Annotated in this window: 18 protein-coding genes and 1 pseudogene; 13 read left to right on the forward strand and 6 right to left on the reverse strand. The window is 68.1% G+C overall.

The annotated features are described in order from the left end of the window. Positions 1–5: 5 nt before the first annotated feature. Together IPG97_01250 and IPG97_01255 are read left to right on the forward strand one after the other, a co-directional pair. Entirely contained in the window at positions 6–998 is a 993-nt protein-coding gene (locus IPG97_01250; GenBank protein ID MBK6855216.1) for a glycosyltransferase family 1 protein, read from the forward strand. Beyond that, complete coding sequence (locus tag IPG97_01255) at positions 995–1,381, forward strand: hypothetical protein (GenBank protein ID MBK6855217.1); 387 nt, start codon at positions 995–997, stop codon at positions 1,379–1,381. Before IPG97_01250 ends, IPG97_01255 begins: the two co-directional genes overlap by 4 nt. Positions 1,382–1,578: 197 nt before the next feature. On the opposite strand, the gene IPG97_01260 is transcribed toward IPG97_01255, so the two are convergent. Continuing rightward, the gene (locus IPG97_01260) at positions 1,579–2,397 is read right to left on the reverse strand and encodes a class I SAM-dependent methyltransferase (protein MBK6855218.1); all 819 of its coding nucleotides are present in this window, start codon (positions 2,395–2,397) and stop codon (positions 1,579–1,581) included. Positions 2,398–2,741: 344 nt separating this feature from the next. Between IPG97_01260 and IPG97_01265 the strand changes: the two genes are divergently transcribed. The 3 genes from IPG97_01265 to IPG97_01275 all read left to right on the forward strand — a co-directional run bounded on the left by IPG97_01265 (position 2,742) and on the right by IPG97_01275 (position 7,149). Beyond that, positions 2,742–4,046 carry a cysteine desulfurase gene (locus IPG97_01265; protein ID MBK6855219.1) on the forward strand — a complete coding sequence of 435 codons (1,305 nt, stop codon included), beginning with the start codon at positions 2,742–2,744 and terminating at the stop codon, positions 4,044–4,046. Continuing rightward, complete coding sequence (mnmA, locus tag IPG97_01270) at positions 4,043–5,107, forward strand: tRNA 2-thiouridine(34) synthase MnmA (GenBank protein MBK6855220.1); 1,065 nt, start codon at positions 4,043–4,045, stop codon at positions 5,105–5,107. Before IPG97_01265 ends, mnmA begins: the two co-directional genes overlap by 4 nt. Before the next feature lie 161 nt (positions 5,108–5,268). Then, the gene (locus tag IPG97_01275) at positions 5,269–7,149 is read left to right on the forward strand and encodes a TIGR03767 family metallophosphoesterase (GenBank protein MBK6855221.1); all 1,881 of its coding nucleotides are present in this window, start codon (positions 5,269–5,271) and stop codon (positions 7,147–7,149) included. 72 nt (positions 7,150–7,221) lie between these two features. Here IPG97_01275 and IPG97_01280 read toward each other — a convergent pair whose 3' ends face one another. After that, a complete protein-coding gene (locus tag IPG97_01280) occupies positions 7,222–8,094 on the reverse strand; it encodes a hypothetical protein (GenBank protein MBK6855222.1) in 873 nt (290 codons plus the stop codon). A gap of 89 nt (positions 8,095–8,183) precedes the next feature. On the opposite strand from IPG97_01280, the gene IPG97_01285 reads away from it, so the two are divergent. Further along, positions 8,184–9,218, forward strand: a complete 1,035-nt coding sequence (locus IPG97_01285; GenBank protein MBK6855223.1) for a hypothetical protein — start codon at positions 8,184–8,186, stop codon at positions 9,216–9,218. Positions 9,219–9,431: 213 nt separating this feature from the next. Here IPG97_01285 and IPG97_01290 read toward each other — a convergent pair whose 3' ends face one another. After that, positions 9,432–11,018 carry a DUF4388 domain-containing protein gene (locus IPG97_01290; GenBank protein ID MBK6855224.1) on the reverse strand — a complete coding sequence of 529 codons (1,587 nt, stop codon included), beginning with the start codon at positions 11,016–11,018 and terminating at the stop codon, positions 9,432–9,434. A 210-nt stretch (positions 11,019–11,228) separates the two neighbouring features. Between IPG97_01290 and ligA the strand changes: the two genes are divergently transcribed. Beyond that, the gene (gene ligA / locus IPG97_01295) at positions 11,229–13,589 is read left to right on the forward strand and encodes an NAD-dependent DNA ligase LigA (protein MBK6855225.1); all 2,361 of its coding nucleotides are present in this window, start codon (positions 11,229–11,231) and stop codon (positions 13,587–13,589) included. 104 nt (positions 13,590–13,693) lie between these two features. Here the strand turns inward: ligA and IPG97_01300 are convergent, their stop codons facing one another. Next, positions 13,694–14,251, reverse strand: a complete 558-nt coding sequence (locus IPG97_01300; GenBank protein MBK6855226.1) for a hypothetical protein — start codon at positions 14,249–14,251, stop codon at positions 13,694–13,696. A 133-nt stretch (positions 14,252–14,384) separates the two neighbouring features. Between IPG97_01300 and IPG97_01305 the strand changes: the two genes are divergently transcribed. Then, on the forward strand, positions 14,385–16,925 hold the full coding sequence (locus IPG97_01305) for a PASTA domain-containing protein (GenBank protein ID MBK6855227.1): 2,541 nt from the start codon (positions 14,385–14,387) through the stop codon (positions 16,923–16,925). Between the two features lie 96 nt (positions 16,926–17,021). Then, positions 17,022–18,266 (forward strand): annotated as a pseudogene (locus IPG97_01310) (MFS transporter). Positions 18,267–18,539: 273 nt separating this feature from the next. On the opposite strand, the gene IPG97_01315 reads toward IPG97_01310, so the two are convergent. Together IPG97_01315 and IPG97_01320 are read right to left on the reverse strand one after the other, a co-directional pair. After that, a complete protein-coding gene (locus tag IPG97_01315; protein MBK6855228.1) occupies positions 18,540–18,947 on the reverse strand; it encodes an SCP2 sterol-binding domain-containing protein in 408 nt (135 codons plus the stop codon). 85 nt (positions 18,948–19,032) lie between these two features. Then, a complete protein-coding gene (locus IPG97_01320; GenBank protein ID MBK6855229.1) occupies positions 19,033–19,683 on the reverse strand; it encodes a TetR family transcriptional regulator in 651 nt (216 codons plus the stop codon). A gap of 234 nt (positions 19,684–19,917) precedes the next feature. Between IPG97_01320 and IPG97_01325 the strand changes: the two genes are divergently transcribed. The 4 genes from IPG97_01325 (at position 19,918) to gatB (ending at position 24,618) form a co-directional block, all read left to right on the forward strand. Next, positions 19,918–20,685 (forward strand): alpha/beta fold hydrolase, encoded by a 768-nt coding sequence (locus IPG97_01325; protein MBK6855230.1) that lies wholly within the window; start codon positions 19,918–19,920, stop codon positions 20,683–20,685. Positions 20,686–20,916: 231 nt separating this feature from the next. Next, the gene (gatC, locus tag IPG97_01330; protein MBK6855231.1) at positions 20,917–21,216 is read left to right on the forward strand and encodes an Asp-tRNA(Asn)/Glu-tRNA(Gln) amidotransferase subunit GatC; all 300 of its coding nucleotides are present in this window, start codon (positions 20,917–20,919) and stop codon (positions 21,214–21,216) included. After that, positions 21,213–22,661, forward strand: a complete 1,449-nt coding sequence (gatA, locus tag IPG97_01335) for an Asp-tRNA(Asn)/Glu-tRNA(Gln) amidotransferase subunit GatA (protein ID MBK6855232.1) — start codon at positions 21,213–21,215, stop codon at positions 22,659–22,661. Before gatC ends, gatA begins: the two co-directional genes overlap by 4 nt. A gap of 238 nt (positions 22,662–22,899) precedes the next feature. After that, positions 22,900–24,618 carry an Asp-tRNA(Asn)/Glu-tRNA(Gln) amidotransferase subunit GatB gene (gatB, locus tag IPG97_01340; GenBank protein ID MBK6855233.1) on the forward strand — a complete coding sequence of 573 codons (1,719 nt, stop codon included), beginning with the start codon at positions 22,900–22,902 and terminating at the stop codon, positions 24,616–24,618. Positions 24,619–24,982: the final 364 nt, after the last annotated feature.

Raw genomic sequence — 24,982 nt, forward strand, 5'->3', positions numbered from 1 at the left:
CGGGCGTGGGTCTCCACCCCGCGCCGCCCCCCACAGGATGGCTGGTTCTGATGGTGGTGTTGGCGCTTGCGGCGACGCCAGGTCGGGCGAAGGCGGTGGCCGGTCTGACGGCACTGGTCGGTCACGGGCACCGGATCGTGTCCTGGCATCATCACGTACGTCCCGTCACCGGTAGGCGCCCGGCTGCCGTGGTGGCCGCAGATGTCGATGTGCTGGCCGAGATGGCCCGTTCGGCCCTCGATCTAGGCGCACCGGTGGTGTGTCGGGTTTCGAGCCCCGACGAGGTGGGACGGGCCGAGGAATGGGGGGTGGTCGCCACCTTCGCCTTCACCTCGGACCGGGTCCGGTTCCCCGATGGCGGTTCCGACCTTGTTTCGGGGGTTTCCGTGGTCGAGACATCGGCGGGCCAGCACCACGTCGGAACCAAATCCGAGACCGCCCCGTTGTGGGTTCCGGCTCGGGGGCTCGACCTGGCCACCGTGCCGGTGATGCCGCTGTTGACCCGGTCCCGGCTGCGCCTGGCCCACGGGTTGCCCGAGGACCTGGTCTTGGCGGTGGATGGCGCGGCATCGGTCGCTGATAGGTCGACCAGCCTGGCTCTGGCCTCGGCCGCTGTCGTGTCGGACTCACTGGTGCCGCTGGCCCTGGCGTTGGGGACGCCGTCGATCGTCTCGAACCGGGCCGCTCGCCGGTTCGGTCTCGAAGCGGGGCGGGAGGTGCTGGTGGCCGACAACACCAGCGAAGCCGACCGGTTGGCGGCGAGCTTGGCTCGCCACGAGGATCGGGCTGCGGCGCTGTCGGGCCATGCCCGCCGTTTCGCCGAGGACCACTTCGACCTAGGTCCGAGCGCGCGGGAGTTGCGCGTCGGGCTGGGTTTGGAGCGCCCGCCGTCGCTCATCGATCTCCGCTTGACCGAGCTGGCCACGCCTCCGTGGTCTCGGCTGTCCGAGCGCGTCGGCGCCGCCCTGTCGCTGTTCACCCTGGAGCCCACACCATGACCTCGCCCACCGAACCACCCGACCAGGCCGACGAAACGGAAGGGGTCGATCATCTTGATTCCGATCCCGTAGGGGTGACCTATCCCGTCATCGACGCCGAGGCGGTCGCCCGGCTCCGTACCCGGGTGGGAGCGGCGCAGAACCAGGCCAACCTCGAAGACACTCCTCTTCAGTCGGCTCCCGCAGGAACGGCCCGGATCAAGGCCCAGGCCCGGCGGGTGGCCACCCCGGTGGTAGCCCGCGTCAGAAGCGAGTTGGACCGGGCCACCGCGGGGGAGGTGGCGGCGTTGCGGGCCGAGCTGGCCGAGTTGCGAGCGGAGGTCACCCGCCTTCGGGCCGAGCAGGAGGCGGCCCTCGCCGCCCAGCGAGAAGACCGACGCTAGGGGTCCTAGCGGATAGGTCCGGTCGTCGTCGCTGCGAGGGTGATCAGACCGAGGCTTCGCCTCGGTCTGACCATGCCGTGCTCATGGGTTGGTCCGCCTATCGGCGCGCCTCCTTATGGGTCGGCTCGTCTATCCGGTCGCCTCCCAAGTCTGGATTCGTCGGAAGGCGGAGCCTTCTGGCGGATCGAGGATGTTTCTCAGGCTCGGCGGTACACCGACACGTGGCTGTGGGCGTCTTCGGTGTAGCGGTTGTGGTCCCAGTCCGACCAGCGGTCCTCGAGCACCAGACCCGCCCGTTCGGCCAGCGAGTCGAGCTGATCGGGTGAGGACCAGCGCACCTGCCAGGGTCTGAGCTTCACGCCGGACTCGGTGATGTCGACGTACTGGCCGACGACGAGCTGGGCGCTGGCATCGGTTCGGCTCACGCTCAACACGACCCGGTCGGCGGTGACCTGGCGCACATCCACGGTGTCTCCCGAGGTTGCGTCGGGGTCGGGGACGAACGCCTCGACCACGATTCGCCCGCCTGGGGTCAACAACGCGGCACTCCGTTCCAGGCACAGTCGTTGAGCTTGTGGGTCGGTGAGGTTGAACAGGGTGTTGAAGGCGACCAGGACGATGTGGAACGTCTCTCCGTCAAGTGGAGGGTCGGCCATGTCCCCGTGGACGGCGCGGACCAGTTCTCCTCCGGGTCGAGCGGCCATGGCGGTCAACATGGCGACCGAGGCATCGAGGCCGACCACGGTTACCCCGGTTTCGGCCAGGGGGATGGCCAGCCGACCGGTACCGACTCCCATTTCCAGCACCCTTGCCTCACTGCTGTTGCTGCCTGGGTTGTTGCCATCTGGGTTGTTGCTGGCGACGTCGCGGGCCAGTGCCGCCACGGAGGTCACGCAGGCCACGGTGTCGGTCACGTCGGCGTACCAGTCGTCGTACACGTCGACGAACCGGTCGCCGTAGGTGGCGGCATCGAAACCGACCAGGGGTCGGCCCGACGGGTCGGATCTGGGTGCCATGCCCGCAATGATCGCGCCCGGCCGTTGAGCCGCTAATCCGGGGGTGGCTTGGCCTGGATCCGCCGAAAGGCAGAGCCTTCCGGCGGAGTTGGGTCGCCGGCCTGACGGCCGACGTCTTCGCTGCTGCGACCGGCAAAGCCGATCTCCGCAGGTCGGGGGCTCCGCCACAAGGGGCTCTGCCCCCGAACCCCCGCCCAGTTCTGTGACTTCAGCTCGTCAGACAGTCGAGCACCAGCGGTGGTCACACATAGAGCCGGATTTGCCTGGGTGACCAGGGACAATCGAACACGACCAAGTCCGATCGGTGGATCGAGGCTTAGGCCGCGAGCGGATCGGTCTGTCCGATGGTGCCTTGGCCGTGGCGCCCAGGGGGGGCGGCTCGTCTGCCGGCTTGGCTCCTAGGTCCCTTACCCTTGGCTGCGGTGTCGGACGTCTCAGCATCATCCCTCGATCGCCCACCGCTGGCGTACCTGGACCACGCGGCGTCTTCGCCGATGCGGCCCGAGGTCATCGCGGCCATGGTCGAGGCGATGGAGGCGGTGCCCGGCAATCCCTCGGGTTCACATCGCTGGGCCCGAGAGGCTCGCCGCCGCCTCGACGACGCTCGTGACACGGTGGCCGACGCCGTGGGGGTCGAACCCGGGGCGGTGGTGTTCACCGCGGGGGGGACCGAGGCCGACAACTTGGCCATCCGAGGGGTTCTGGCCGCACGCGGTGGGGTGGCCGCGTGTTCCGCGGTCGAGCACCACGCCGTGCTCGAGACGGTCGCAGACACCGGTGGCGTGGTCCTCGACGTGGACCGCCATGGCCGGCTCGATCTGGGCTTGCTCGCTGGTGGTTCGTCTCCCATCGACCCTGCGGTCGTGTCGGTGATGGCGGTCAACAACGAGACCGGTGTGGTCAACAACTTGGGGTCGGTGGCTGACGCGATCGCCGACCGGTGGCCGGGGGCGGTCCTGCACACCGATGCGGTGGCGGCCATGGCCTGGTTCGACGTGGCCGCTACGACGGCGGCGGCATCTCTGGTGTCGCTCAGCGCCCACAAGTTGGGAGGTCCCAAGGGAGTAGGAGCCCTGGTGGTCAAGAGGCCGGGGGAGATCGCCGCGGTCACGACCGGCGGTGGGCAGGAGCGCGAGCGACGGAGCGGTACCCCAAACGTGGCTGGAGCGGTGGGCTTTGCGGTGGCATGCGCCGTCGCGTGTGCGGAGCGGGAACGGGCGGTGGCACGCCTTCGCCTGTTGAGGAAGACGCTGGAAGGTGGGCTTCGCGCCGCGGTGGAGGGTCTGGTGGTAACCGCCGAAGGGGTCGATGTCGATGACCGTTCGCCAGCCACCCTCCACGTCTGCGTACCTGGGGTAGATCGTCAGGATCTGGTGTTCCTGTTGGACCAGGAGGGTGTGGCGACGTCGTGGGGTTCCAGCTGTGCCAGCGGTGCGCCGGAGTCTTCCCACGTGCTGGCGGCCATGGGGGTGGCCCCCGAGGTCGCCCGAGGATCCCTGCGGTTGTCGCTCGGTTGGTCCAGTTCACGGTCCGATGTGGACCACGCCCTGGCCGTGATCCCCGCGGCGGTAGCCCGGCTCAAGGGTCAGGGGGACACGGCTAGGTCTACGGGCTTCGCCGGCGTTGTGTCGTCAGGAGGTCTGCGATGAGGGTCCTGATGATGATGTCCGGTGGTGTCGACTCGTCGGTGGCCGCCGCTCTCTTGCGCGACGAGGGTCACGACGTGGTCGGCGTCACCCTCAAGCTGTGGGGAGGTGAGTCCGACTCGGGGTGCTGTTCGATCAGTGACGTCGACGATGCTCGCCGGGTGGCCGACCACCTAGGAATCGACCATCACACCTTCGGGCTCTCCGACGAGTTCACCCACCACGTGGTCACTCCCTACGGCGAGGATCACACCCGGGGGCTCACCCCCAACCCGTGCATCGAGTGCAACCGTCACATCAAGTTCAAGGCTGTCGACGACCGGGCTCGCACCCTCGGGTTCGATGCGGTGGCCACCGGCCACCATGCCCGGGTGGTGTCCAAGCCCGATGGCACCCGACGCGTCGCCCGCGGGGCCGACCGGGCCAAAGACCAGAGCTACGTGGTCCACATGCTCGACCAGGATCGGCTTGCTCGAACTCTGTTCCCGATCGGTCACCTCGCCAAGGACGACGTCCGGGCCGTGGCCCGAGACCTGGGTCTGCGCACGGCGGCCAAGCCCGACAGCCAAGACGTGTGCTTCATCACTCGGGCCACGGGGCGGTCGGCGTTCCTTGGTGACCGGATCCCTCTGACCCCGGCCCGGGTGGTCGACACCGACGGACGAGATCTGGGTCGGGTGGACGCGGTGGAACTGGTGACCCTCGGTCAACGCAAGGGCCTGGGGCTGGCTGGCGGGGGTGCGCCCCGCTACGTGCTCGAAGTGGACAGGGCCGGCCCCGACCCGGTGGTGACCGTCGGGACCGCCGGTGAGCTGGTGGTGGCTTCCCAAAAGGTCTCGAACTGGGCCGTGACCGCCGGCCCGCTACCGAAACGGGTGGCGGTGCAGTGCAGCGCCCACGGAGCCACTCACGATGCCGTGGTTGAGGCAGACCCCGATGAACCCCGAGACGGGGGGCGGGTCGTGGTGAGGTGGGATGTGGACCAGCGTCGAGTTGCACCCGGGCAGAGCCTGGTGGCCTACGACGGAGACGAGGTGGTGGCCGGAGGCATTGCCTCGGTCTGACCAACGTCGCAGCGACGACGAGCGGACCTGTCCGCCCAGGTCCATAGAGGAAGGGTCCGGTCGTCTCGAGTTCAGTTCGGGTTCACCGGGGCGGCTCGATGTGACCGACGTGTCGTCGAATCTGGTTCCGGTGGACGGCAGGGCGTGCCACCATTCCCGGCGTGCCAAACCATCAGGCCAACTCGCTTGGAGATGTCGCGTCGCGCCTGTCACGTCTGGCTTCGACCCGGCGCGCCCAGCGGGGAGGCCGGGCTCCGCAGCGTGAGTCCGGGCTCTCGTCGGCCCCAGAGGTGGCTGGCGAAGGTGTTGCCTCCACCGTCGAGGCCACCATTCGACCGGTTCGTTCCGGGCGGTTCCGGCTGCTGGGCTGGGCCCCCGGCGAACCCCACCTGGTCCATCCCGCGGGCGGTGCCTCCCCAGACCCGACCCGATTCGAACGGCGGCGGTCACTGCTCTACTTCGCGCAGCACACCGACACCCATCTGTGTGACAGCCAGTCTCCGGCCCGCATGGAGGGCGGGGACACCTTCGGGTGGATCAACCCCGGTACCGACGGCGGCTATCGGCCACAGGAGAGCCTGACAACCCACGTGTTCGACCGGATGGTGGCCGCCACCAACGCCGTTGTCGAGAGCCCGGACTCGGGGGCGGTCATGGCCTGGTGCGTGCAGACCGGCGACAACACCGACAATCGCACCGTGGCCGAGATGGCCTGGTGGTTGTCGGTGTTGGAGGGGAGGCCGATGGCCCCCGACACCGGCGCCGCCGGCCGCTACGAGGGGGTGCAGCGCTCGGGGTGGAGGGGGGCGTGGCATCCCGACGACCCCCGGTGTCGAGACATCTACGGTCGGGCCGGCTTCCCACATCTGCCGGGCTTGCTCGACGCGGCGGTGGCCGAGTTCGAGCCGGTGGGGCTGGACGTGCCGTGGTTGGCGGTGTTCGGCAACCACGACAGCCTTTTCACGGGAACCTTCGGCCCGATCCGGGGTCTGCGCATCGATCAGCTCCAACCAATGCTGGAGGGGACGTCGGCCAAGCCAACCGGAACCGTTGGTCTGGTCCGCGCCATCGTCCACGCCACCGTCCTGGGTGCCGACGTGTCGCGTTGGGAACGGTGGGCCGAGCGGGTCCCCGTCGGTGTCCGCCAGGTGACACCGGATCGCTCTTCCCGGTCGGCACTGTCTCGAGTCGACTATGTGAAGGCGCTGCTCGAAGACGCTCCTCGCCACGGGCCGTTAGGGCACGGGTTCACGGCCGCGAACCTCGCTGAATCGACCAGCTGGTGGTCGCGCTCAGAGGGGGACCATGTGCAGGTGATCGGTCTCGACACCTGCAACCACACCAACGGTGACGGCGGCGGACTAGGTCCCCGGCAGTTCGAGTGGTTGGAGTCCGAGTTGATGACCCATAACCGTCGGTTCCGCGACCGAACCGGTGAGTGGGTCGACGGTGATGGTCCCGACCGCCTCGTCATCTTGGTCAGCCACCACAACTCCTGGACCATGGACAACACGAACAGCGATGACGCCGATCCCGGGCGCCGGGTGGGGGGTGCCGAACTGGTCCGATTCCTGCACCGGTTCCCCAACGTGGTGCTGTGGGTGAACGGTCACAGCCATGAACACCGGGTCATCCACCATCGTCGGCCGGATTCCACCGGAGGGTCTGCGGGGCCGAACACGGCCCGCCGGATGGAGGCCGCGGGGTCGATGAGGGTCTCCGATGAGGCAGCGGCGGTCGTGGAAGGGTTCTGGGAGGTGGACACGGCCAGCTTGATCGACTTCTCCCAGCAGGGGCGGACCTTCGAGCTGTTCGACAACGGCGACGGGACGGTGTCCATCCTGACCACCGTCATCGACCACGCCTCGCCGCCGCGTGCCCCCCGTCATCGCCACGGCCGATGGACGGTGGGCGAGATGGCTTCGTTGAGCCGGGAGCTGGCGGTGAACGATGCCCGCTGGATCGATCCCGTCGGCCTGCTCGGGTCGATCTACGACCGCAACGTGGAGTTGCTGTTGCCGACGCCGTTTCGACTCCGGTAGTGGCCGTTGGACGCGGCGTCGTCGCGGCGGTCCCGATCTGTGGTGATGTCGCGTCAGAGGCTGGTGGGATGGTCAGGTCGGGACGCGGATGCGGTGGTGGCGTGCTCGGTCCAGTAGGTGGGCGGGACGAGCGGGGGTGAACAGCAAGGCGTTGGTCTCGACGGTCTCGGTCCGGTTTCGTCCCCGGATCACCAGCAGGTCGACCGGTTCGGTGAGGTCGAGCTGGAGGGCGAGTCCGCTGGCGCCCCCGGTGAGGTCCTCCGCATCGGTGTCGGCCAGTGCTGGGCCGAGCGAGGCCACGGCCAGGCGCGGGAAGAGCTGGGGCTCGGCCAGGGTGAGCGGATCGTGGAGGACCATCCCCGCGGGGACCAGCACCACCCACCGGCGAGAGAGTTGGTGGAGCGAAAGGGCGGCCTGTCGGGCCACAACCAAGCCTGCGGCGGAGGCGGGCACCGCCACCATCCATTGGCCGGCGGCGGCCAGCCCCGGCCCGATGGCCACTCCTGCGACCGCGGCCAGCCAGCTCAGGGGCACGACGGTGAGACCGAGCAACGTCGGTGTCTGCAATGGGAGACGCTGCTCGGGGCCGTACGAAGATCCGTCCACCCAGGCTTCGGTGAACCACGGCGACACCACGGCGAGGGTCGCCAGGGTGGCGGCGAGGATCGCTCCGATGTCGGCGAAATCGAGGGTGGAACCGAATGCGGCCATGGTGACCGTGGCAGCAAGTCCGGCCGGAACCACCAGCCTGGCTCCGGTGAGGCTGGCGCTCCTGGGGACCAGGAGGGTGACCAATCCCGCCGTCCAAGCCACGCTGAGAGACACCACAACCACCATCTGTGCCAGGACGGATCGGCCGTCCAAGACGTCACCCAGTGCCCCGGTGGCGGTCAGCGCCACCACCACCCACGAGCCCCGAGCCACCCACGGGGTGATCTGATCCACCTTCGACACGGACCTGAGATTTGCCGACGCGAGCCGCTGGTGGCTATTCCAGAGGGGGTAAAGGGGACAACTGGAGAGGGGACTGGGCTGTGGAGGCAGTGCTGCACACGACAGGAGACGAGGCGGCCTTGCCCCTTGGCGCGTCCTCGTCGGTGGGCAGCCTCCCCCACGTCGACCGTGACGAGGCCATCGACTTCGTGCTCCGCCACACCCCGCTCCTGCCAGCCGCGCCGACGCTTCCCCGGCTCGACCCCCTCGAGCAGATGATCCCGCAGGCCGCGTGGGGGATCGGTGGCGTTTCGGTGGACACCGACGGAACCATCTCGATCGACGACCCAGCCGTCATCGATCCCGAAGCCCCGCTCGGAGACCCCGGCCTCGACGACGCACCGTTCGCCACCTGGCGGCTGTTCCTGGATCGGGTGGCCGGGCGAACCGATCCGGTGAAGCTGCAGCTCACCGGTCCGTTGACGTTGGGCCTGACCCTCATTCAGGCCGGTCTGGCCCCGACGGTTGCTTTCGAGGTGGCGGGCCGGGCCGTGCGCCAACGAGCCCTGGCCCTGCTGGACCGGGTCGACCAGTCGGTCCCCGAGGCGCACCGGGTCGTGGTCTTCGACGAGCCCGGCTTGGTCGGCGGCCTCCGCCCCGATCTGGAGTTGACCCCCGACGGGGTCATCGACCTGCTCTCAGGCGCACTTGCATCGGTGCAGGACCGTGCGCTCTCGGGCGTTCACTGTTGTGGGGTCGCAGACTGGAGACTGGTGCTGCAGGCTGGACCCGATGTCCTGTCCGCCCCGGTCGGGGCCGGGCTGACTCCCTACGCCGCCAGCCTCAGCGGGTTCCTCGAGCGTGGCGGATGGATCGCGTGGGGGGCAGTCGCCACCAACGAGCCTCTAGGCGAGCATGCATCGAGATCGTGGCGCCAGCTCTCGTCCCAGTGGTGTGAGCTGGTCCAGAACGGCTGTGATCCGGTTCTGCTGCGGCGCCAGGCCCTCGTGACCCCGGCATGCGGTCTGGCCCTCCACGACGTCGCCCAGGCCGACCACGTGTTCGACGTGGCCTCCCACCTAGCCGAGAAGATCCACGACCAGGTAATGGGGATCCGTCTCTCGGTGGGTGCCTAAACCCTGATCCGCCGGAAGGAGGAGCCTTCCGGCGGAGTTTGGATGCCGGCCCGCCGGCCGCCGTCTTCGCTGCTGCGACCGGCAAAGCCGATCTCGGCAGATCGGGGGCTCCGCCACGAAGGGCTCTGCCCCCGAACCCCCGCCCAGTCCTTCGGCTCCAGCTCGTCAGACGGCCGAACACCAATGGCGTCTGCCCGGAGAACTGCGATCCGTCTAGAGCTTGCGCAGGGCACCCATGAGGCGCTTGAGGGTCGAGACCTTGGCGTCGGCGTCTTGTTCCTCGGTGCGGAACGCCACATCGACCGGGTTGGGCTCGCCGCGACGGCGCTTCTTGCCGGCACCGTTGGCAGCGGCGGCGGCCTCGGGCTCGTCGATGAACTGGGCGTAGAGGTCTTCGAGCCACGCCGCGTTGGGGTCGCCCGAGCGCTCCTCCTCTCCGTCCTCGTCGGTCTCGATGCCTTCGTGGTGAAGGTCTGAGCCGTGGTCGCCGAACACGTCGGCGTAGGCGGCGGCATCCGGCTCGGACCGTTCGCCGGTGTCGGGAGCATCGGTCGGTGCCGGCGACGAGGTGCCGAGCAGGTCAGCGGCGCTGGCGAACATGTCACTGAAGGGGTCGACCTCGGGGATGCCCACCCGGGGCTGTTCCTGTTCGGTCTTCCCCTCTGAGGCGAGCGCACCGGCGATGGCATCGCCGATGCGAGCGGTCAGCGGATCGGGCTCATCGGCTTTGGGTGTGGTGCTCCGCCGCGCAGTCCGGTGGGGGAGACCCATGGCCAGCAACGGATCTGGTTCGATGTCTGGGGCCGAGGGCTCGTCGTCGACAGCTTCGGGCGGTGGCGGTGGCGGTGTCTCGGTCTCGGCTTCGGTGCCGGTGTCGAAGCGGTCCTGGGGTTCGGTCGCCAGGCGACCGTCGAAGCGACCGTCGTTGGTGAACGGGTCGGTGGTGTCGAAGCGGTCCTCGGTCTGGAAACCCTGGTTAGCGTCGAAACGGTCGTCGCTGGCGAAGGGATCTTCGGACTCTCCACCAGACCGGTAGTCGTCGGTCTGAACCTCGGGTTTGGTCTCAGCCCGGCGCAGGGGTACGACCTGGGCTTCGGCATCGGTGGACACCACCTGTACCAGCCCGGCCTGGAAGAGTCGGTTGACCACCCGGGCGGTGGAGTACGCGCCGCGGCCCAGTTCGTTGGCCAGTTCGTAGATGGTGCGAGGGCCGGCCAGTGCCGTGACCAGCTCCCAGTCCTCACGAAGGATGGTCACCTGGGCGGCGTTGCCGGGGAGCGTCCGACTTGCTTCCACCCACGAGTCGAGACCCGGGATCGACCCGCTCCACTCGTCTACCTCGCGGACACGCTTGCGGACCTCGCCGACGATGGCATCTACCGGGAACGCTCGGAACGGTCCCAGCCAGTGAACGGTGTCGGGCTCGAAGTCGAACTCTCCGGTGCCATCGCGGAACAGATCGATCAGCGGGTCGTAGATGACCGACAGGACAACCGACGCCAGCAGGTCAGAGGTGATCTCGTCGTTGCGTACGAGGAGCTCGCCGACAACTGGTCGATCCCCGGCCTCGTCGATGGCCTGGCCCCAGCCATCGGCGCTGAGCCGACCAGGGCGCACCAGCGCCGTGGCCAGGGCGCCATCGGTGGCCTCGTTGCGGGCGAAGTAGAGCTGACCCCGGTGGAGGTAGACGGTGCAGCCGTGGGGGCCACCGAAGCGGACAGCGCCCGTTCGCCCGTCTGCGGACAGGACCTTGAGGATGCCCGCCGGCGAGAAGTCTTCGAGCGTGCCGTTGAGAGTCATCTGCTATCCGCGTTCCTCGGGCGTGGGTCTGCTACGGGAGTCTTTTCCCGCATTTCCGTCGGCCGTTGGCATCCCGACTTGAGGCTTTCCCCCTTCGCGACGAGTGGTCAAATGGCCCATTTTTCGGGGCGGCCGTCGTCTGATCTGCAGGTTTCAGGCTCGATCTGACCGGTCGAAGGTTGTCGCAGCCGGCCGGTAGGGTGCCCGGCTGTGACGCCCTCGACAGCATCGGGTACCGATCCGGCCTCGGACCCGGGGCCCAGCCGCCGGGTCGCGGCCGAATCCGATGGGACTCCCATCAGCGGTCCCAGCGACGACGTCGCCACCCGGGCAGCCAAGCTGCGGGCTGAGGTAACCGAGCACAACCACCGCTACCACGAGCTCGACGCCCCTACCATCAGCGACGCCGACTACGACGACCTGGTCCGTGAGCTACGGGCCTTGGAGGAGCAGTTCCCTGAACTGGTCTTGGACGGTACGCCCAGCGCCGCGGTGGGAGGGGCCCCGTCGGCCACCTTCTCGCCGGTCCGCCATTCCACCGCGATGATGTCGCTGGACAACGCCTTCTCGGTCGAGGAGTTGGAGGCCTGGGGGGAGCGTCTCGACCGTCGTGATCCCGGTTCGGGATCCATCACCGGTGGCTATTGCTGTGAGCTGAAGATCGATGGGGTCGCCATCTCGCTGCGATATGAGAGGGGCCGCTTGGTACAGGCCGCAACTCGGGGCGACGGTCACGTGGGAGAGGACGTGACCGCCAACGTCAGAACCATTGCCGCCGTCCCTCAACAACTACCCGATGGGGTCCCCGAGGTGCTGGAGGTGCGCGGCGAGATCTACATGTCCGCCGATGCCTTCGCCCGACTCCAAGCCACCCAGCAAGAGGAGAACAGGGTGCGAGTGGAGGCAGGTCGCAAGCCGCACCCGGTGGCGGTGAACCCCCGGAACGCTGCGGCTGGGTCATTGCGCCAGAAGAACCCGGCCGTTACCGCCAGTCGTGAACTGTCCATGTGGTGCTATCAGCTCGGGCAGGTGGAAGGCGGCCCGGAGTTCACCAGCCATGCCGGTTCCATCGCTCAGCTCGGCCGGTGGGGTTTCGCAGTGAACCCAGAGGTCACGGTGGTAGCGACCATGGCCGAGGTGGCCGCCTTCTGTCGCCACTGGCAGGAACACCGCCACGACCTGCCCTATGAGATCGATGGAGCGGTGGTGAAGGTCGACGACCTCGCTCAGCGGGAAGACCTGGGGACGACGTCCCGGGCGCCGCGGTGGGCGATCGCCTACAAGTTCCCACCCGAGGAGCGCACCACCAGGCTCCTAGCCATCGAGGTGTCGGTCGGCCGGACCGGCCGGGTCACGCCCTATGCCGTGCTGGAGCCGGTTTTCGTGGGGGGTGCCACCGTGACCCACGCCACTCTCCACAACGAGGACCAGGTAAAGGTCAAAGACGTCCGTGTAGGCGACACCGTCGTGGTGCGTCGGGCTGGCGACGTGATCCCCGAGGTGGTCGGCCCGGTGATCGACGCAGCCCACCACGATCGACCCGTATGGCAGTTTCCTCGCACCTGTCCGTCATCTCGGCCCGTCGAACTGGTGAGGCTCGACGGCGAGAGCGACACGCGCTGCCCCGACCCGTTGTGCCCGTTCCAGCGGTCGGGGTCCATCGAACACTTCGCCGGTCGGGGATCGATGGACATCGAGGGGTTGGGGGAACAAAGGGTCCGGCTCCTGTTGGATCTGGAGTTGGTGGGCGACATCGCCGACCTCTACCGCTTGGATTGGGAGCGCCTGGCCCGACTTCGAGCCGCGGTTTCTGCGTGGGCGACGCGGGCGGTGACCCATGCCCAGCAGCGTACGGGCGACGCCAAGGCTCGTCTGGAGGCGGTTGAGGCGGTCGACCTGGCCGCAACTCAGCCTTCAGGTGACGATCATCGGGATCTGGCTGTGGATGTGATCGAGGCACTGGTGGGAGACGTCGGCTTGTTCAAGTCGACAGCCGACGGTGTCCGTGGCCTCGGGGACGAGGCGGTGGCCAACCTCCGAGGTGCGATTGCGGCGTCCCTGGACCGGCCGTTGGCCAACCTGTTGGTGGGCCTGAACATCCGCCATCTGGGACCGTCGGGGGCGCTTGCCCTTGCCGTGGCCTTTGGTGATCTGATCCGCATCGCCGAAGCACCGCTCGAGGCGATGGCCGCGGTCGAAGGGGTGGGACCGGTAATCGCTGCGTCGGTTCGCTCCTGGTTCGACGAGCCCGCCAATCGTGACCTGGTCGACCGGCTGGTCGCGGCGGGCGTCAACACCGTCGGTCCCCAAGCCTCGAGCCTTCCTCAGGTGTTGTTGGGCAAGATCGTGGTGGTGAGTGGAACCCTCGACGGCTACACCCGTGAGCAGGCCGAGGCCGCCGTCACCGACCGGGGCGGCAAGTCGCCGGGATCGGTGTCCAAGAAGACCACCGCACTGGTCCTGGGAGCATCACCAGGGGCATCCAAGGTCACCAAGGCCGAAGGCTTGGGAATACCGATCCTCGACCAGGCCGGTTTCGAACATCTGCTGGAGACCGGCGAGCTTCCCTGACCGAAACAGGCTGGGGCGCGAGATCCCTTTTTCGAGATCCCTTTTTCGATGGCCCCTGCGAGTGACGGAGTCATCGAAATCGTGGAGCTTGTCGACGCCAGCTCTCAGATGACGTGGACGGTCCAGGTGACGACCCGAGTGGTGGTGTCGGCTCGGGAGTCCTTGAAGTATCGGAGCACGATGGTCACTTCGCCTGGCTCGAACTCTTCAATCACTTTGCCGGGCCCGGGGCGGAAGAACACCCGGTTGCGGCTGGTGGGCCGAACGCCGTACTGGCGGAGCTCGGCCTCGGTGAGCGAGTCCGGATCCACGGCGCCTTCCATGTCTTCTTCTGGGATGTCGATGCCGTTCACGGTCAGTCGTCCGTCGTAGCCCAGGGCCAGCTCGGCGCCGACGTCGGTCTGGCGCAGGGCCCGACCTCCAGGGGCAGGGAACTGCGCAACGATGGCGGGGTGGGCGGTGCTCTCGGGCGAGGTCTCACCCTTGCTGCAGCTGTAGGCGAAGATCCCGGCAGCCAGGACCAGCGCAACGGTGGTGGCGACGATGCGGATGGCTCGGCGAGCCGGACTCTCGCCGTTGTCCACGTCGCCACCGACGCCGAGGTTGTCCCCCGGAGCGCGCCCGTTGCTCGATGGGCTGGCAGGCGTGGCGGTGTCGATCATCGAGAGAATCGTGCCACCCGAGGTCGGTTCTCTCACCATCACCGCCGTTGCCTGACCGCTGTCCCACGGTGGGAGTCGCGCTCGGGGCTCGAGGCTCCCCGAAACGTCGGGTGGGGGGCGGTACCCTCGGTTCGTGGCCAATCCACGCATGACCGCCGAGATCGGCCGGGTGCTGGGCGGGCGGTACCGGCTGGTCGCGCCGATCGGCATGGGCGCCTCTGCCCAGGTTTTCCTGGCTGACGACGTACGCCTCCGTCGTCGCGTCGCCGTGAAGATGCTTCACGACGCCTTGGCCGATGACGCCGAGTTCCTGCGGCGGTTCGCGGCCGAAGCCCGAGCCGCGGCGGCCTTGAACCACCCCAACGTGATGGCGGTGTACGACTGGGGAGACGACGAGGTCGCCTTCATCGTCACCGAATACCTGGCCGGGGGAAGCCTGCGGGCCTTGCTCGACGCCGGTCACCTGCTGACTCCGTCGCAGGCTCTCACCGTAGGCCTCGATGCCACCAGGGCCCTCGACTACGCCCATCGGCGTGGTTTCGTCCACCGGGACATCAAGCCGGCCAACCTCCTCTTCGGTGAAGAACAGCGTCTGCGCATCGCCGACTTCGGGCTGGCTCGGGCGTTGGCCGAGGCGGCGTGGACCGAGCCGGCGGGGGCGGTGCTGGGTACCGCCCGTTATGCCTCGCCCGAGCAGGCCAAGGGTGAGACCTTGACCGGCAAGGCCGACGTCTACTCGTTGGCCTTGGTGCTCATCGAGGCGGTGACCGGCATTGTGCCCTTCGTGGCCGACACCACTCTGGGAACGCTCATGGCTCGCGTCGACCGCCAGTTGGTGGTGCCCGACGAGCTGGGCCCGTTGGTCGATGTGTTGACCCGAGCCGGTAACCCCGATCCTGCGGCGCGGATCGACGCCCGTACCCTGGCCGCGGGCTTGTTACGGGCGGCCAAAGCGCTGCCTCGACCCACCCCCTTGGCCCTGGCTGGAGCTTTGCCGCCTGCGGGTGTGGTCGCCGCTGATCTGGATCCCACGATGCACGGTGTCGGACCGGCCGATGGTCTCTTGGTTCAGGGCGCAGCGGTGGGCGCGTCGGCGGTGGCCCAGTCGGGGTCGGATCGGTCTGGTCTCACCGCTGAGGACCTGGACCTCGACCCGCCCGACTGGGTGAGCCGGGTGGAACCGGTCGAGCTCCAACCGGTCGAGCTCGACGCCGTCGACGTCGACGCGGTCGACCCAGGGGATGGTCCCGGCGGTGCCGCTGTGCCATCTGTCCGTGGCGATGGCGACGGCGACGGCATTGGCGACGGTGACGGCATTGGCGACGGTGATGAACACGGCGACACGGTCGTGGTCGATTCCGACGGGTCGGGGCCCCGAGGTGAGGACCTGGGCATCGACCCCGAGCCTCACCCCGAGCGGGTGGTGGTAGATCTCCGCGGCGATGCCGAAGGACTGGGAGATCACGACCTCACCGATCCCGACGGTACGAACGGTTCCGACCCGGCTCTGGAGTCCGAGCAGGCTTCGCGCCACGGTGAGCTGGCTGTGGTCGGTGCCGGCAGCGGTGCCGAACCAACCTGGGCCGACACCGGTGACGGGCACGTCTCCGAGGACCCCGTCGACCGGGTCGTGGATTCCAGCGCCACCGCATTCGTACCGCCGGTGCGCATTGACGACTACGCCTTCGACCAGCCCGATGCCGTCGACCCCGAGGCGGGCGTTACGTCGGGTGGCGGCTTCCAGGCCGAGGCCGGGTCACGTCGACGCCGCCGTTGGCCATGGGCAGTGGTCGCTGTGGTGGTCTTGGCCGGTGGCGGGGGCGTGGCTGCGGCCACGCTGGTGGACCGGGACCCGGTCCCGCCCGAGCCGGCGTTGGTGCTGCCCCTGCCCGATCTGACCAACCTCAGCCTCGACGAGGCGCGGGCGTTGATATCGGCTGGTGGGTGGAAGCTGGGCCCACTGACCGAGCGCCGCCAGGACGACACGTTCAAGGGCCAGGTGCTGGCATCCTCGCCCACGGCCGGGGCCCGAGTCGGGTTGGGTGACACCGTCGACTTGACGGTGTCGGCGGGCCAGAAGATCTACCCGATCCCGTTGGACGCCTTGAACGACGTCACGGTCGAAGATGCCACCGCCGCGCTGGCCGAGGTCGGTTTCGCCATCGACTCCTCGGGTCAGGCATATCACGAAGATGTGGAGCAAGGGCGGGTTATCGGGGCGGTTCCAGGCACCAGTGAGCGGGCCGAGCGGGGTAGCACCATCGGTGTCGAGGTGTCTCGGGGGCCGCGGCCCCGGACCGTGCCGGCCGGGTTGGTCGGCGGTACCGAGTCGTCTGCCCGAGAGGCCCTGGAGGCGGTTCAGCTCCAGATGGCCAAGGTCGGCACCTATAGCGACGATGTTCCCGAGGGTCAGGTCATCTCGGTGTTGCCCCGTTCGGGCGAGACCGTGCCCCGAGGTAGCCAGGTGAGCGTCGAGGTGTCCCTCGGCCCCGAGCTTCGGAGGGTGCCCGATGTGAGCCGGGCATCGAGCCTCACCGAAGCGGCCGCAATGCTCACCAACGCCGGGTTCGAGGCGGCGGTCAGCGGGTCGGCCACCGGTCGACCTCGGCGCACCAACCCGCCGGCGGGCACCATGGCCCGTCCTGGGACCACCGTGACCATCATCATGGGCTGAGGAGACGTGCCGAGGCGAGAGCTGGGTCGTCAACGCGGCCAGTAGGTCGAATCCTGGAAGGAGGACTTGACCCGCGGGTCAAGTAGCCTCGGATAAATGGCAGAACCAGCGCACCACGGTGTGGATCCGCAGGTTCATGCCCGTCGCTGGTGGATCCTGGCCACGGTCCTGTCGGGCCTGTTCGCGGTGAATGTGACCATCACGATCCTGGCGGTGTCGATCCATCGCATCGCCAAGGAGTTCGGGACCACCGAAGCCACCATGACCTGGGTGGTCACCGGTCCCATGTTGGCCTTCGGGGTGGTTGGCCCGTTAGTGGGCAAGCTGGGCGACCGTCTGGGCCACCGTCGCCTGTTCATGTGGGGCATGGTGGGTGTGATCGTCACGGCAGTGGCATCGGCGGTGGCGTGGAGCGCTGGAACGTTGATCGTGTTCCGTGTGCTCGGTGCCGTGGAAGGCGCGGCGACGGGGCCGGCATCATTTGCCATCGTCAGCCGGGTCTTCGCCGAGAAGGAACGGGTGAAGGCCTTGGGGTACTGGACCATGGTCGGCGCCGGTGGGCCGGTGGTGGGTGTGGTGGCCGGTGGTCCCTTGGTCGAGGCCTTCGGTTGGCGGGTTCTGTTTCTGCTTCAAATCCCAATCGCGGTAGCTGCGTTGGCGCTGGCCTGGCGACTGCTGCCCGAGACACCCAAGCACCGTGAAGGTCGTCTCGACGTGGCTGGAGCGGCGCTGCTGGCAGTCACGGTGGCGCCCTTGCTCTACTCGATCAGTGAAGCGACCAGGCTCGGTTGGACCCACCCCGGGGTGCTGGCCGGTCTAGCTGTAACCCCGCTCGCCGCCGTTGGATTCGTTCGGGTCGAACGTCGGGCCGAGAGCCCACTGCTGCCCTTGCACTACCTACGTCGACGCGGGTTCACCTTCGCCATCGTCACCCAGGCCAACCTCAACGCCGCATACATGGGTTCCTTCATTCTCACGCCACTGCTGTTGCAGAACGTCCTCGGTTACACCGAGACCAGGACCGGGTTGGTCAGCATCGCCCGTCCGCTGGCCTTCGCCCTGGCCGGTCCGGTGGCCGGGCTCGTAGTGGCGCGGGTGGGGGCCAGGTGGGCGGCAACCGCTGGAGCGGTGGCAGTGGTCATGGCCATGGGGTGGATGGCCACCTTGGGCGAGAGTTCGGCGGTGATCGTGATCATGGGGGCGCTGGCCCTGGCCGGTGTGGGCATGGGCATCGCCATGCCGCCACTGTCGGCGGCGGTCACCGCGTCGGTCGAACCCCGGGACCTGGGGATCGCGGGCGCCTCCCAGCAGATGGTGAACCAGGTGGGCGTGGTGGTGGGCATCACCGTGATGCAGATGGTGCAGCAGAGCCGGGTGGCCTCGGTGGGGCTGGGCCCAGCTACCACTGGGGTTACCTCACCGGGTTGGCGTTGGCCCTGGTCGCAGTGGCGACGGCACCGCGCATCTCTTCGCCGTCGAGGGCCACCGTGGTGGCGGAGGGCAACTCCGGCGACCCTGTCCTGGGCCCGGCCCCGGACGCGTCTCGGCCCGGCCGTGTTGGCCGGGCCGAGACCGTCAACCGATAGTGATGCGAGCGTGACGCTCGCCTCTGGATCAGTCGGTGATGGCGTTGATGCGCTCAGCGATCTGCTGGGCGGTGGCATCGGGTGTGGCGGACTGCATGGCCATCAGCTTGGTCATATCGCCCTGGACCTTGATCTTGCCGGCCATGAAGGCCTGCATGCCGGCCTGGGGGTTGCCCTCGACCAGGATCGCCTTGGCCACCTCGTATTCCAGGGTGACGGTCAGGTCTGGTCCTTCGAGGTGACCGATGTCCATGTTCATGTCACCGTCGGTGGTGTCCATGTGGGCGTCGATCGGCTCGGCCGACACGTCCTCTGGGGCACCGGTGATGATCAGGTTCATCCTCATCTTGTGTGGCGGTGCTCCCCCTTGCCCCTTGAACTCCTCACGGATGGCGGTAGCGGCCTCGAGCCACTCGGCGCTGAGAAACTTCGACAACTTGTCCTCCTCGGACGTTCTGACCCACGCCCCTTGCACGTGGGTGGCGGAACGATAACCGAGGTCAGGTCGTGGCGGGAGCCGTTCAGGCCGTGTCGGCAGTCAGGAGCGGCACGGCCAACACTCGGCGGGCCACCTTCTCGTGGCTGGCCAGCGAGCACACCACGAACCGGCCCACGAAGGCGGCCAGCTCGTCGACCGGTGTGGGGATGCGTCCGGTGCGGTGCAGGTGCCCGTAGAGACCGACGGTGCTGACCACCCCATAGGCCAGGAGGTCGACGTTCTCGTCTCGCACGGTTCCCTCAGAGATGGCCCGGCGTAGGAGGGCGGCCATGTCTCGGGTGTGGATCTCGGTTCCCTTGCGGAGTTCGTCGGCGAACTGCTTGTCCAGGTTCTCCACCTCCAGCAGGGCGAAGAAGTTGGCGTAGTTGGCCATGTAGCGCACCGAGGCCTCGGTGCCCTGGCGGATCTGCAGCAGCGGATCGGCGTTGCGGTCCATGGCCTGGGCTTGGAACTGGCGCAGTCGCAGCCGGTTCAACTCCACCAGTTCCCGGAACAGGGCCTCCTTGTTCTCGAAGTACCAGTAGAAGAGGCCTTTGGCCACGCCTGCGGATCGGACGATGTCGGCCACGCGGGTGTCGGCGAAACCGCGTTCGGCGAACAGCTCGGCGGCGTGGTCGAGGAGCTGCTGCTTGCGCTCCTGACCCTGCGCGGTGAGTTGGCGCTGATCGGTCACGGCGGTCAGTCGATCACCCCCTTGACCCGTGGGTCAAGGACGGTGCGGTCGGGGCGGCCCTCCGCCGTGCAAGGCCAGGTGGATGATCCGGTTCGTGAGCAGCCCACCTTGCACCCACACCCGCATCGATCCTGCACGTTGTGATCGTGAACCACATCTCTTCGTCCGATGTGATTGATTGTCTGACCGTCGGTCGACGTGGACCGGCCATCGAACTTCGTTGGAGCAGCACCCATGACCTCGTCATTGCCAGAGAACCTGATCCCTGGAGCCGAACCCTGGTCCCATGCCGGTGGCCCGTCTGGGGCGTTGGTGCTCCACGGCTTCACCGGAAACCCGGGTTCCATGCGAGGCGTGGCCGAGGCCTTGGCCGCTGCCGGTTTCACCGTGGAGATGCCGCTCCTGCCCGGGCACGGCACCGTGGTCGAGGACCTGATCAAGACGACCTGGTCGGACTGGCTGGCCACCGCCGAGGCCGCGTACCAGGACCTGGTCGGCCGCTGTGAGCAGGTGGTGGTGGTGGGCTTGTCCATGGGCGGGGCCCTGACCGCCTGGTTGGGTTCTGAGCACCCAGAGATTGCCGGACTCGTGTTCGTCAACGCCATCGTCAGCGAACCCGAAGGGATGCGGGCTGCGGTCACCGAGGTGTTGGCCACCGGGGCCGATCGCATCCCCGGCATCGGCTCGGACATCGCCCGCCCCGACGTGGTGGAGACCGCCTACGCCGACACGCCGTTGGCCCCCCTGATCTCGTTGTTCGAAGCTGGCGAGGCGCTGGGCGACCGGCTGAGCCGTATCTCCTCACCGGCGCTCATCTTCACCAGTCCCCAAGATCACGTGGTACCACCGGTCAACTCGGACATCCTGGCTGCGGCCGTTACCGGCCCGGTCGAACGCATACGCCTGGACCGCAGCTTCCACGTAGCCACCCTGGACTACGACGCGGCGGTGGTCGAGTCGGCCACGGTCGAGTTCGCCCTCAAGGTGACCGCCGGCGCCTGACCGTCCCGGCTCGGTGTTCGCCCATGAAGGGCGAGCCGACCCATTAATACGGCATGGCTAAACCGAGGCGAAGCCTCGGTCTGGTCAGCTTTGCAGCGACGACGGCTGGAGCTATCCGCTCGGACCTTGAGGGCATCTGGATCCCCCGACCGGCCCGATCGAGCCCCCGTCATGCGCGAGGCCGAGGGCGGGCTGACCGGGTCAGGACAGGGGTGGCCTACGATCGCTGGCATGTCTCGCATATCCCGTGACGACGTCGTACACGTCGCCCGCCTGGCCCGGCTGGAGCTGGCCGAGTCCGAGGTGGAGACCTTCACCGGCCAACTCGCCGCCATCCTCGATCACGCCGAGGACGTGGCGGCCCTGGATCTGGCCGGGGTCGAACCGACATCTCACCCGGTTCCCCTCATCAACGTGCTCCGCTCCGATGAGGCCGGCCCCACCTTGACCAATGCTGATGCCCTGGCCAGCGCGCCTCAGGCCGAATCGGGCCGGTTCCGTGTCCCCACCATCTTGGGAGAAGAACCGTGAACGGCTCCCACGTCGACACCGCAGTGGCCATCGCCGCCGTTGTTCGAGTCGGTAAACGTTCGGCCCGGGAGGTCCTCGAAGGTCACTTGGCTGCCATCGAGGCGGCCGAACCCGAGATCCATGCCTTCAACCTGGTGACGGCGGACGCGGCCCGCTCGGCCGCCGATGAGATCGACCGTCGGGTGGCGGCCGGCGAGGACCCCGGTCCGTTGGCCGGCGTTCCGGTGGCCATCAAGGACAACCTGTGCACCCGGGGCGTGGCCACCACGTGCTCGTCTCGGATTCTGGAAGGCTGGATTCCCCCCTACGACGCCACCGTCGTGGAGTTGCTGAACGCGGCGGGTGCCGTGTCGGTGGGCAAGACCAACCTCGACGAGTTCGCCATGGGCAGCTCCACCGAGAACTCCGCCTTCGGTCCCACCCGCAACCCCCGTGACACGACTCGGGTACCCGGCGGTTCCTCGGGTGGGTCGGCGGCTGCGGTGGCGGCCGGGTTCGCCCCGCTGTCTCTGGGCTCCGACACCGGCGGATCGATCCGCCAGCCCGCGGCGCTGTGCGGCGTGGTGGGCGTGAAACCCACCTACGGCGTGGTCAGCCGCTACGGGTTGGTGGCCTTCGCGTCCTCGCTGGACCAGATCGGGCCGTTCGCCACCACCGTGGCCGACGCCGCCCTCCTGTTGGACGTGATCTCCGGTCACGATCCCCGCGACGCCACCTCCATCCCCCAGGCGCCACCAGTAGTTTCAGACCATCTCGACGATGGCGTCCAAGGCCTTCGGGTCGGGCTGGTCTCCGAGTTGATGGGTGAGGGCATCGCCCCCGACGTGGCTGCCCGGGTCCGTCAAGCCGCCGACGCCCTCGCCGCGGCCGGTGCCGTGGTCGAGGAGGTGTCGGTCCCCGCTGTCACCTTCGGCCTGTCTGCCTACTACCTGATAGCGCCGGCTGAGGCTTCGAGCAACCTGGCCCGCTTCGACGGTGTCCGCTACGGGCTGCGCGTCGATGCCGCCACCACCAACGAGATGATGGTGGCCACCCGTACCGCTGGGTTCGGAGACGAGGTGAAGCGTCGGATCATGCTCGGCACCTACGCCCTGTCGGCGGGCTACTACGACGCCTTCTACGGTCAGGCGCAGAAGGTGCGCACCCTGATCTGCAACGACTTCGCCGCCGCCTACGCCAAGGTGGACGTGTTGTTGTCGCCGACCTCACCCACCACGGCCTTCGAGTTGGGTGCCATCCACGACCCGCTCACCATGTACCTCAACGACATCTGCACCATCCCCACCAACCTGGCCGGTCACCCCGCCATGTCGGTTCCGTTCGGGACCGGAGACGACGGGCTGCCGGTCGGTGTCCAGATCCTGGCCCCCACCTTGGGGGAGGTAGCCATGTTCCGCGCCGCGTCGGTGGTTGAGGCGGCCGCAGTCGAAGCCGCCGCCCCATGACCTCTCACCCAGTGATCCAGCCCCAGATCTCTTCTTGGGCAAGATCTGGTCGTATCGCGACCAGATCCGCCCCAGTAACCCACCAGCCCGGATCCCGAGTCGGTTCTTGGGCAAAGCCTGGCTGGGAAATAACCGCTCCAGCAGCAAGTTCAGGTCGACGTCGGTCGCTCAAGTCGCTAGGGCCGCGCCCGGGTTCCTCGAGAATGGCTGCCGCTGCCGTAGGCAATGAGGTGAACAGATGACCACTCCATCCATTGTTTCAGTAGCCGTTGCGGACGGTGCGGTTGAAGGCCGGGTGCCCACCGACTCGCTCGGAAACCCGATCACCGTCCCCGACAGCGACGACGTGTTGGTGGTCGAAGCCGCCGATGGGTCCCGCTGGGAGCTCGTGTGTGGCCTCGAAGTGCACGCCGAGCTGGCGACGGTCACCAAGATGTTCTCTGGGGCTCCCAACAGCTTCGGTGACGAGCCCAACACCAATGTCGATCCCGTCACCCTCGGGTTGCCGGGAACCCTCCCGGTCGTGAACCAACAGGCCGTGGAGCTGGCCATCCGCTTCGGTTGCGCGGTGGGCGGCCCGTCGTCGGTGCGTCGGTCGGTGTTCGCCAGGAAGAACTACTTCTATCCGGACATGCCGAAGAACTTCCAGATCTCCCAGTACGACCAGCCCATCGTGGTCGACGGGTCTCTGGAGCTTCCCTCCGGGCACGTGGTCGGGATCGAGCGGGCCCACCTGGAGGAGGACACCGGCAAGTCCACCCACGTCGGTGGCGAGACCGGGCGCATCCACGGAGCCGAGCATTCCCTGGTCGACTACAACCGGGCCGGGGTTCCGCTGCTCGAGATCGTGTCTCGGCCCCATGTCCGCTCGGCCGAGCAGGCCCGCCAGTACGTGGCCGAGCTTCGTTCCATCCTGGTGGCCTGTGGGATCAGCGACGGGAAGATGGAAGAGGGCTCCATGCGGGTCGACGCCAACGTGTCGGTGCGGCGTGAGGGTACCGACGAGCTGCGCACCCGTTGTGAGATCAAGAACCTGAACTCGCTGCGATCCCTGGGTCGTGCCATCGAGTACGAGGCCACCCGCCAGGCCGACATTCATTCGGCCGGCGAGAAGGTGGTGCAGGAGACCAGGCATTGGGACGACGCATCGGGCCGGACCCAGACCATGCGGTCAAAGGAGGAGGCCGACGACTACCGGTACTTCCCCGAGCCCGACCTGGTCCCCGTCGACCCCGACCCGGCGTGGGTGGCCGAGATCGCCGCGTCATTGCCGATGCTGCCCCAGGCTCGCCGCCACCGTCTGGCCGACGTCACCGGCGAGTCGGTCACCGCCGAGTCGGTTGTGGTGATCGTGGACCGCGGCCAGGACTCCCAGGCCCTGTTGGCCATGGCGGTGGCCGGCGGTCACTGGAAGCACCTCGATGCTCCTGCGGGTGGACCCGACGGTGCCCGGGCCGAGGTGTACACCGGTGACGCCGAGGCCCGCAGCCACGGGCACGGCGTGGGCGAGTTGGGTGAGCTTGCATCTGCTGCCGCCGCCGCTCCCGACGCTGTCAAGGCCCGGGTCTTGGTGCACATCGCCCAGAACCTGGCCGGTGAAGGTGGGTCCGAACTCGCCCCGGAACGGTTGGCGGAACTGGTGGCCATGGAGGTGGCGGGTGACCTGACCGCTACCCAGGCCAAGCAGGTTCTGGCCGACCTGGTGACAGACCCGTCGAGGACTGCGGCCGAGGTTGCGACCCAGCGTGGGTTCGAGGCGATGGGCTCCGAAGCCCTGGAGGCGGTGGTCGACCAGGTGATTGCTGGCAACCCCGCCGAGTGGGAGCAGTACCGCACCGGGGACGATAAGGCCCGCAAGAAGCTGGCGGGGTTCTTCACCGGCCAGATAATGAAGGCCACCCAGGGCCAGGCCGACGGCCGCGAGGTAGCCCGCCTCCTGACCGACCGCTCCGCCTGACCGACGGGCGAATCAGTTCTTGGGCAAGGAGCAGCTGCTGAACAGCCGACTCCTGCCCGAGAATCGATGTCCGCGCCTAGGTCAGACGGATCTGGGGCCGATCCTGGTGGCCTGTCCGCCACTTCTTGCCCCAGAACCGGTTTGCAGGCGGGTGGCCTCAGGGTCGGCGTGGACGTTGCGGGTGGGGTGCAGGCTTGGTTGTCACTGGGCCTTGGTGGACTCGGGCTATGACCAGTCTCGCAGCCATCTTCGAACTCGCCAGGGCACAGCACGGGGTTCTCACCCGTGCTCAGCTGAGCGAAGGTGGGGTCACTCGAGCGAGGCTCCGGACTCTGGTTGGCAACGGTGTGCTGGTCAGGGCTGG

The organism is Microthrixaceae bacterium (assembly GCA_016702505.1).
Lineage (GTDB): Bacteria > Actinomycetota > Acidimicrobiia > Acidimicrobiales > Iamiaceae > Aquihabitans.

Coding starts and splice junctions, on each gene's coding strand:
- IPG97_01300 (MBK6855226.1), bottom strand. CDS start 14,251: ATGATCGACACCGCCACGCCTGCCAGCCCATCGAGCAACGGGCGCGCT.
- gatC (MBK6855231.1), top strand. CDS start 20,917: ATGTCTCGCATATCCCGTGACGACGTCGTACACGTCGCCCGCCTGGCC.
- IPG97_01325 (MBK6855230.1), top strand. CDS start 19,918: ATGACCTCGTCATTGCCAGAGAACCTGATCCCTGGAGCCGAACCCTGG.
- mnmA (MBK6855220.1), top strand. CDS start 4,043: ATGAGGGTCCTGATGATGATGTCCGGTGGTGTCGACTCGTCGGTGGCC.
- IPG97_01265 (MBK6855219.1), top strand. CDS start 2,742: ATGGTGCCTTGGCCGTGGCGCCCAGGGGGGGCGGCTCGTCTGCCGGCT.
- IPG97_01260 (MBK6855218.1), bottom strand. CDS start 2,397: ATGGCACCCAGATCCGACCCGTCGGGCCGACCCCTGGTCGGTTTCGAT.
- IPG97_01255 (MBK6855217.1), top strand. CDS start 995: ATGACCTCGCCCACCGAACCACCCGACCAGGCCGACGAAACGGAAGGG.
- gatB (MBK6855233.1), top strand. CDS start 22,900: ATGACCACTCCATCCATTGTTTCAGTAGCCGTTGCGGACGGTGCGGTT.
- IPG97_01290 (MBK6855224.1), bottom strand. CDS start 11,018: ATGACTCTCAACGGCACGCTCGAAGACTTCTCGCCGGCGGGCATCCTC.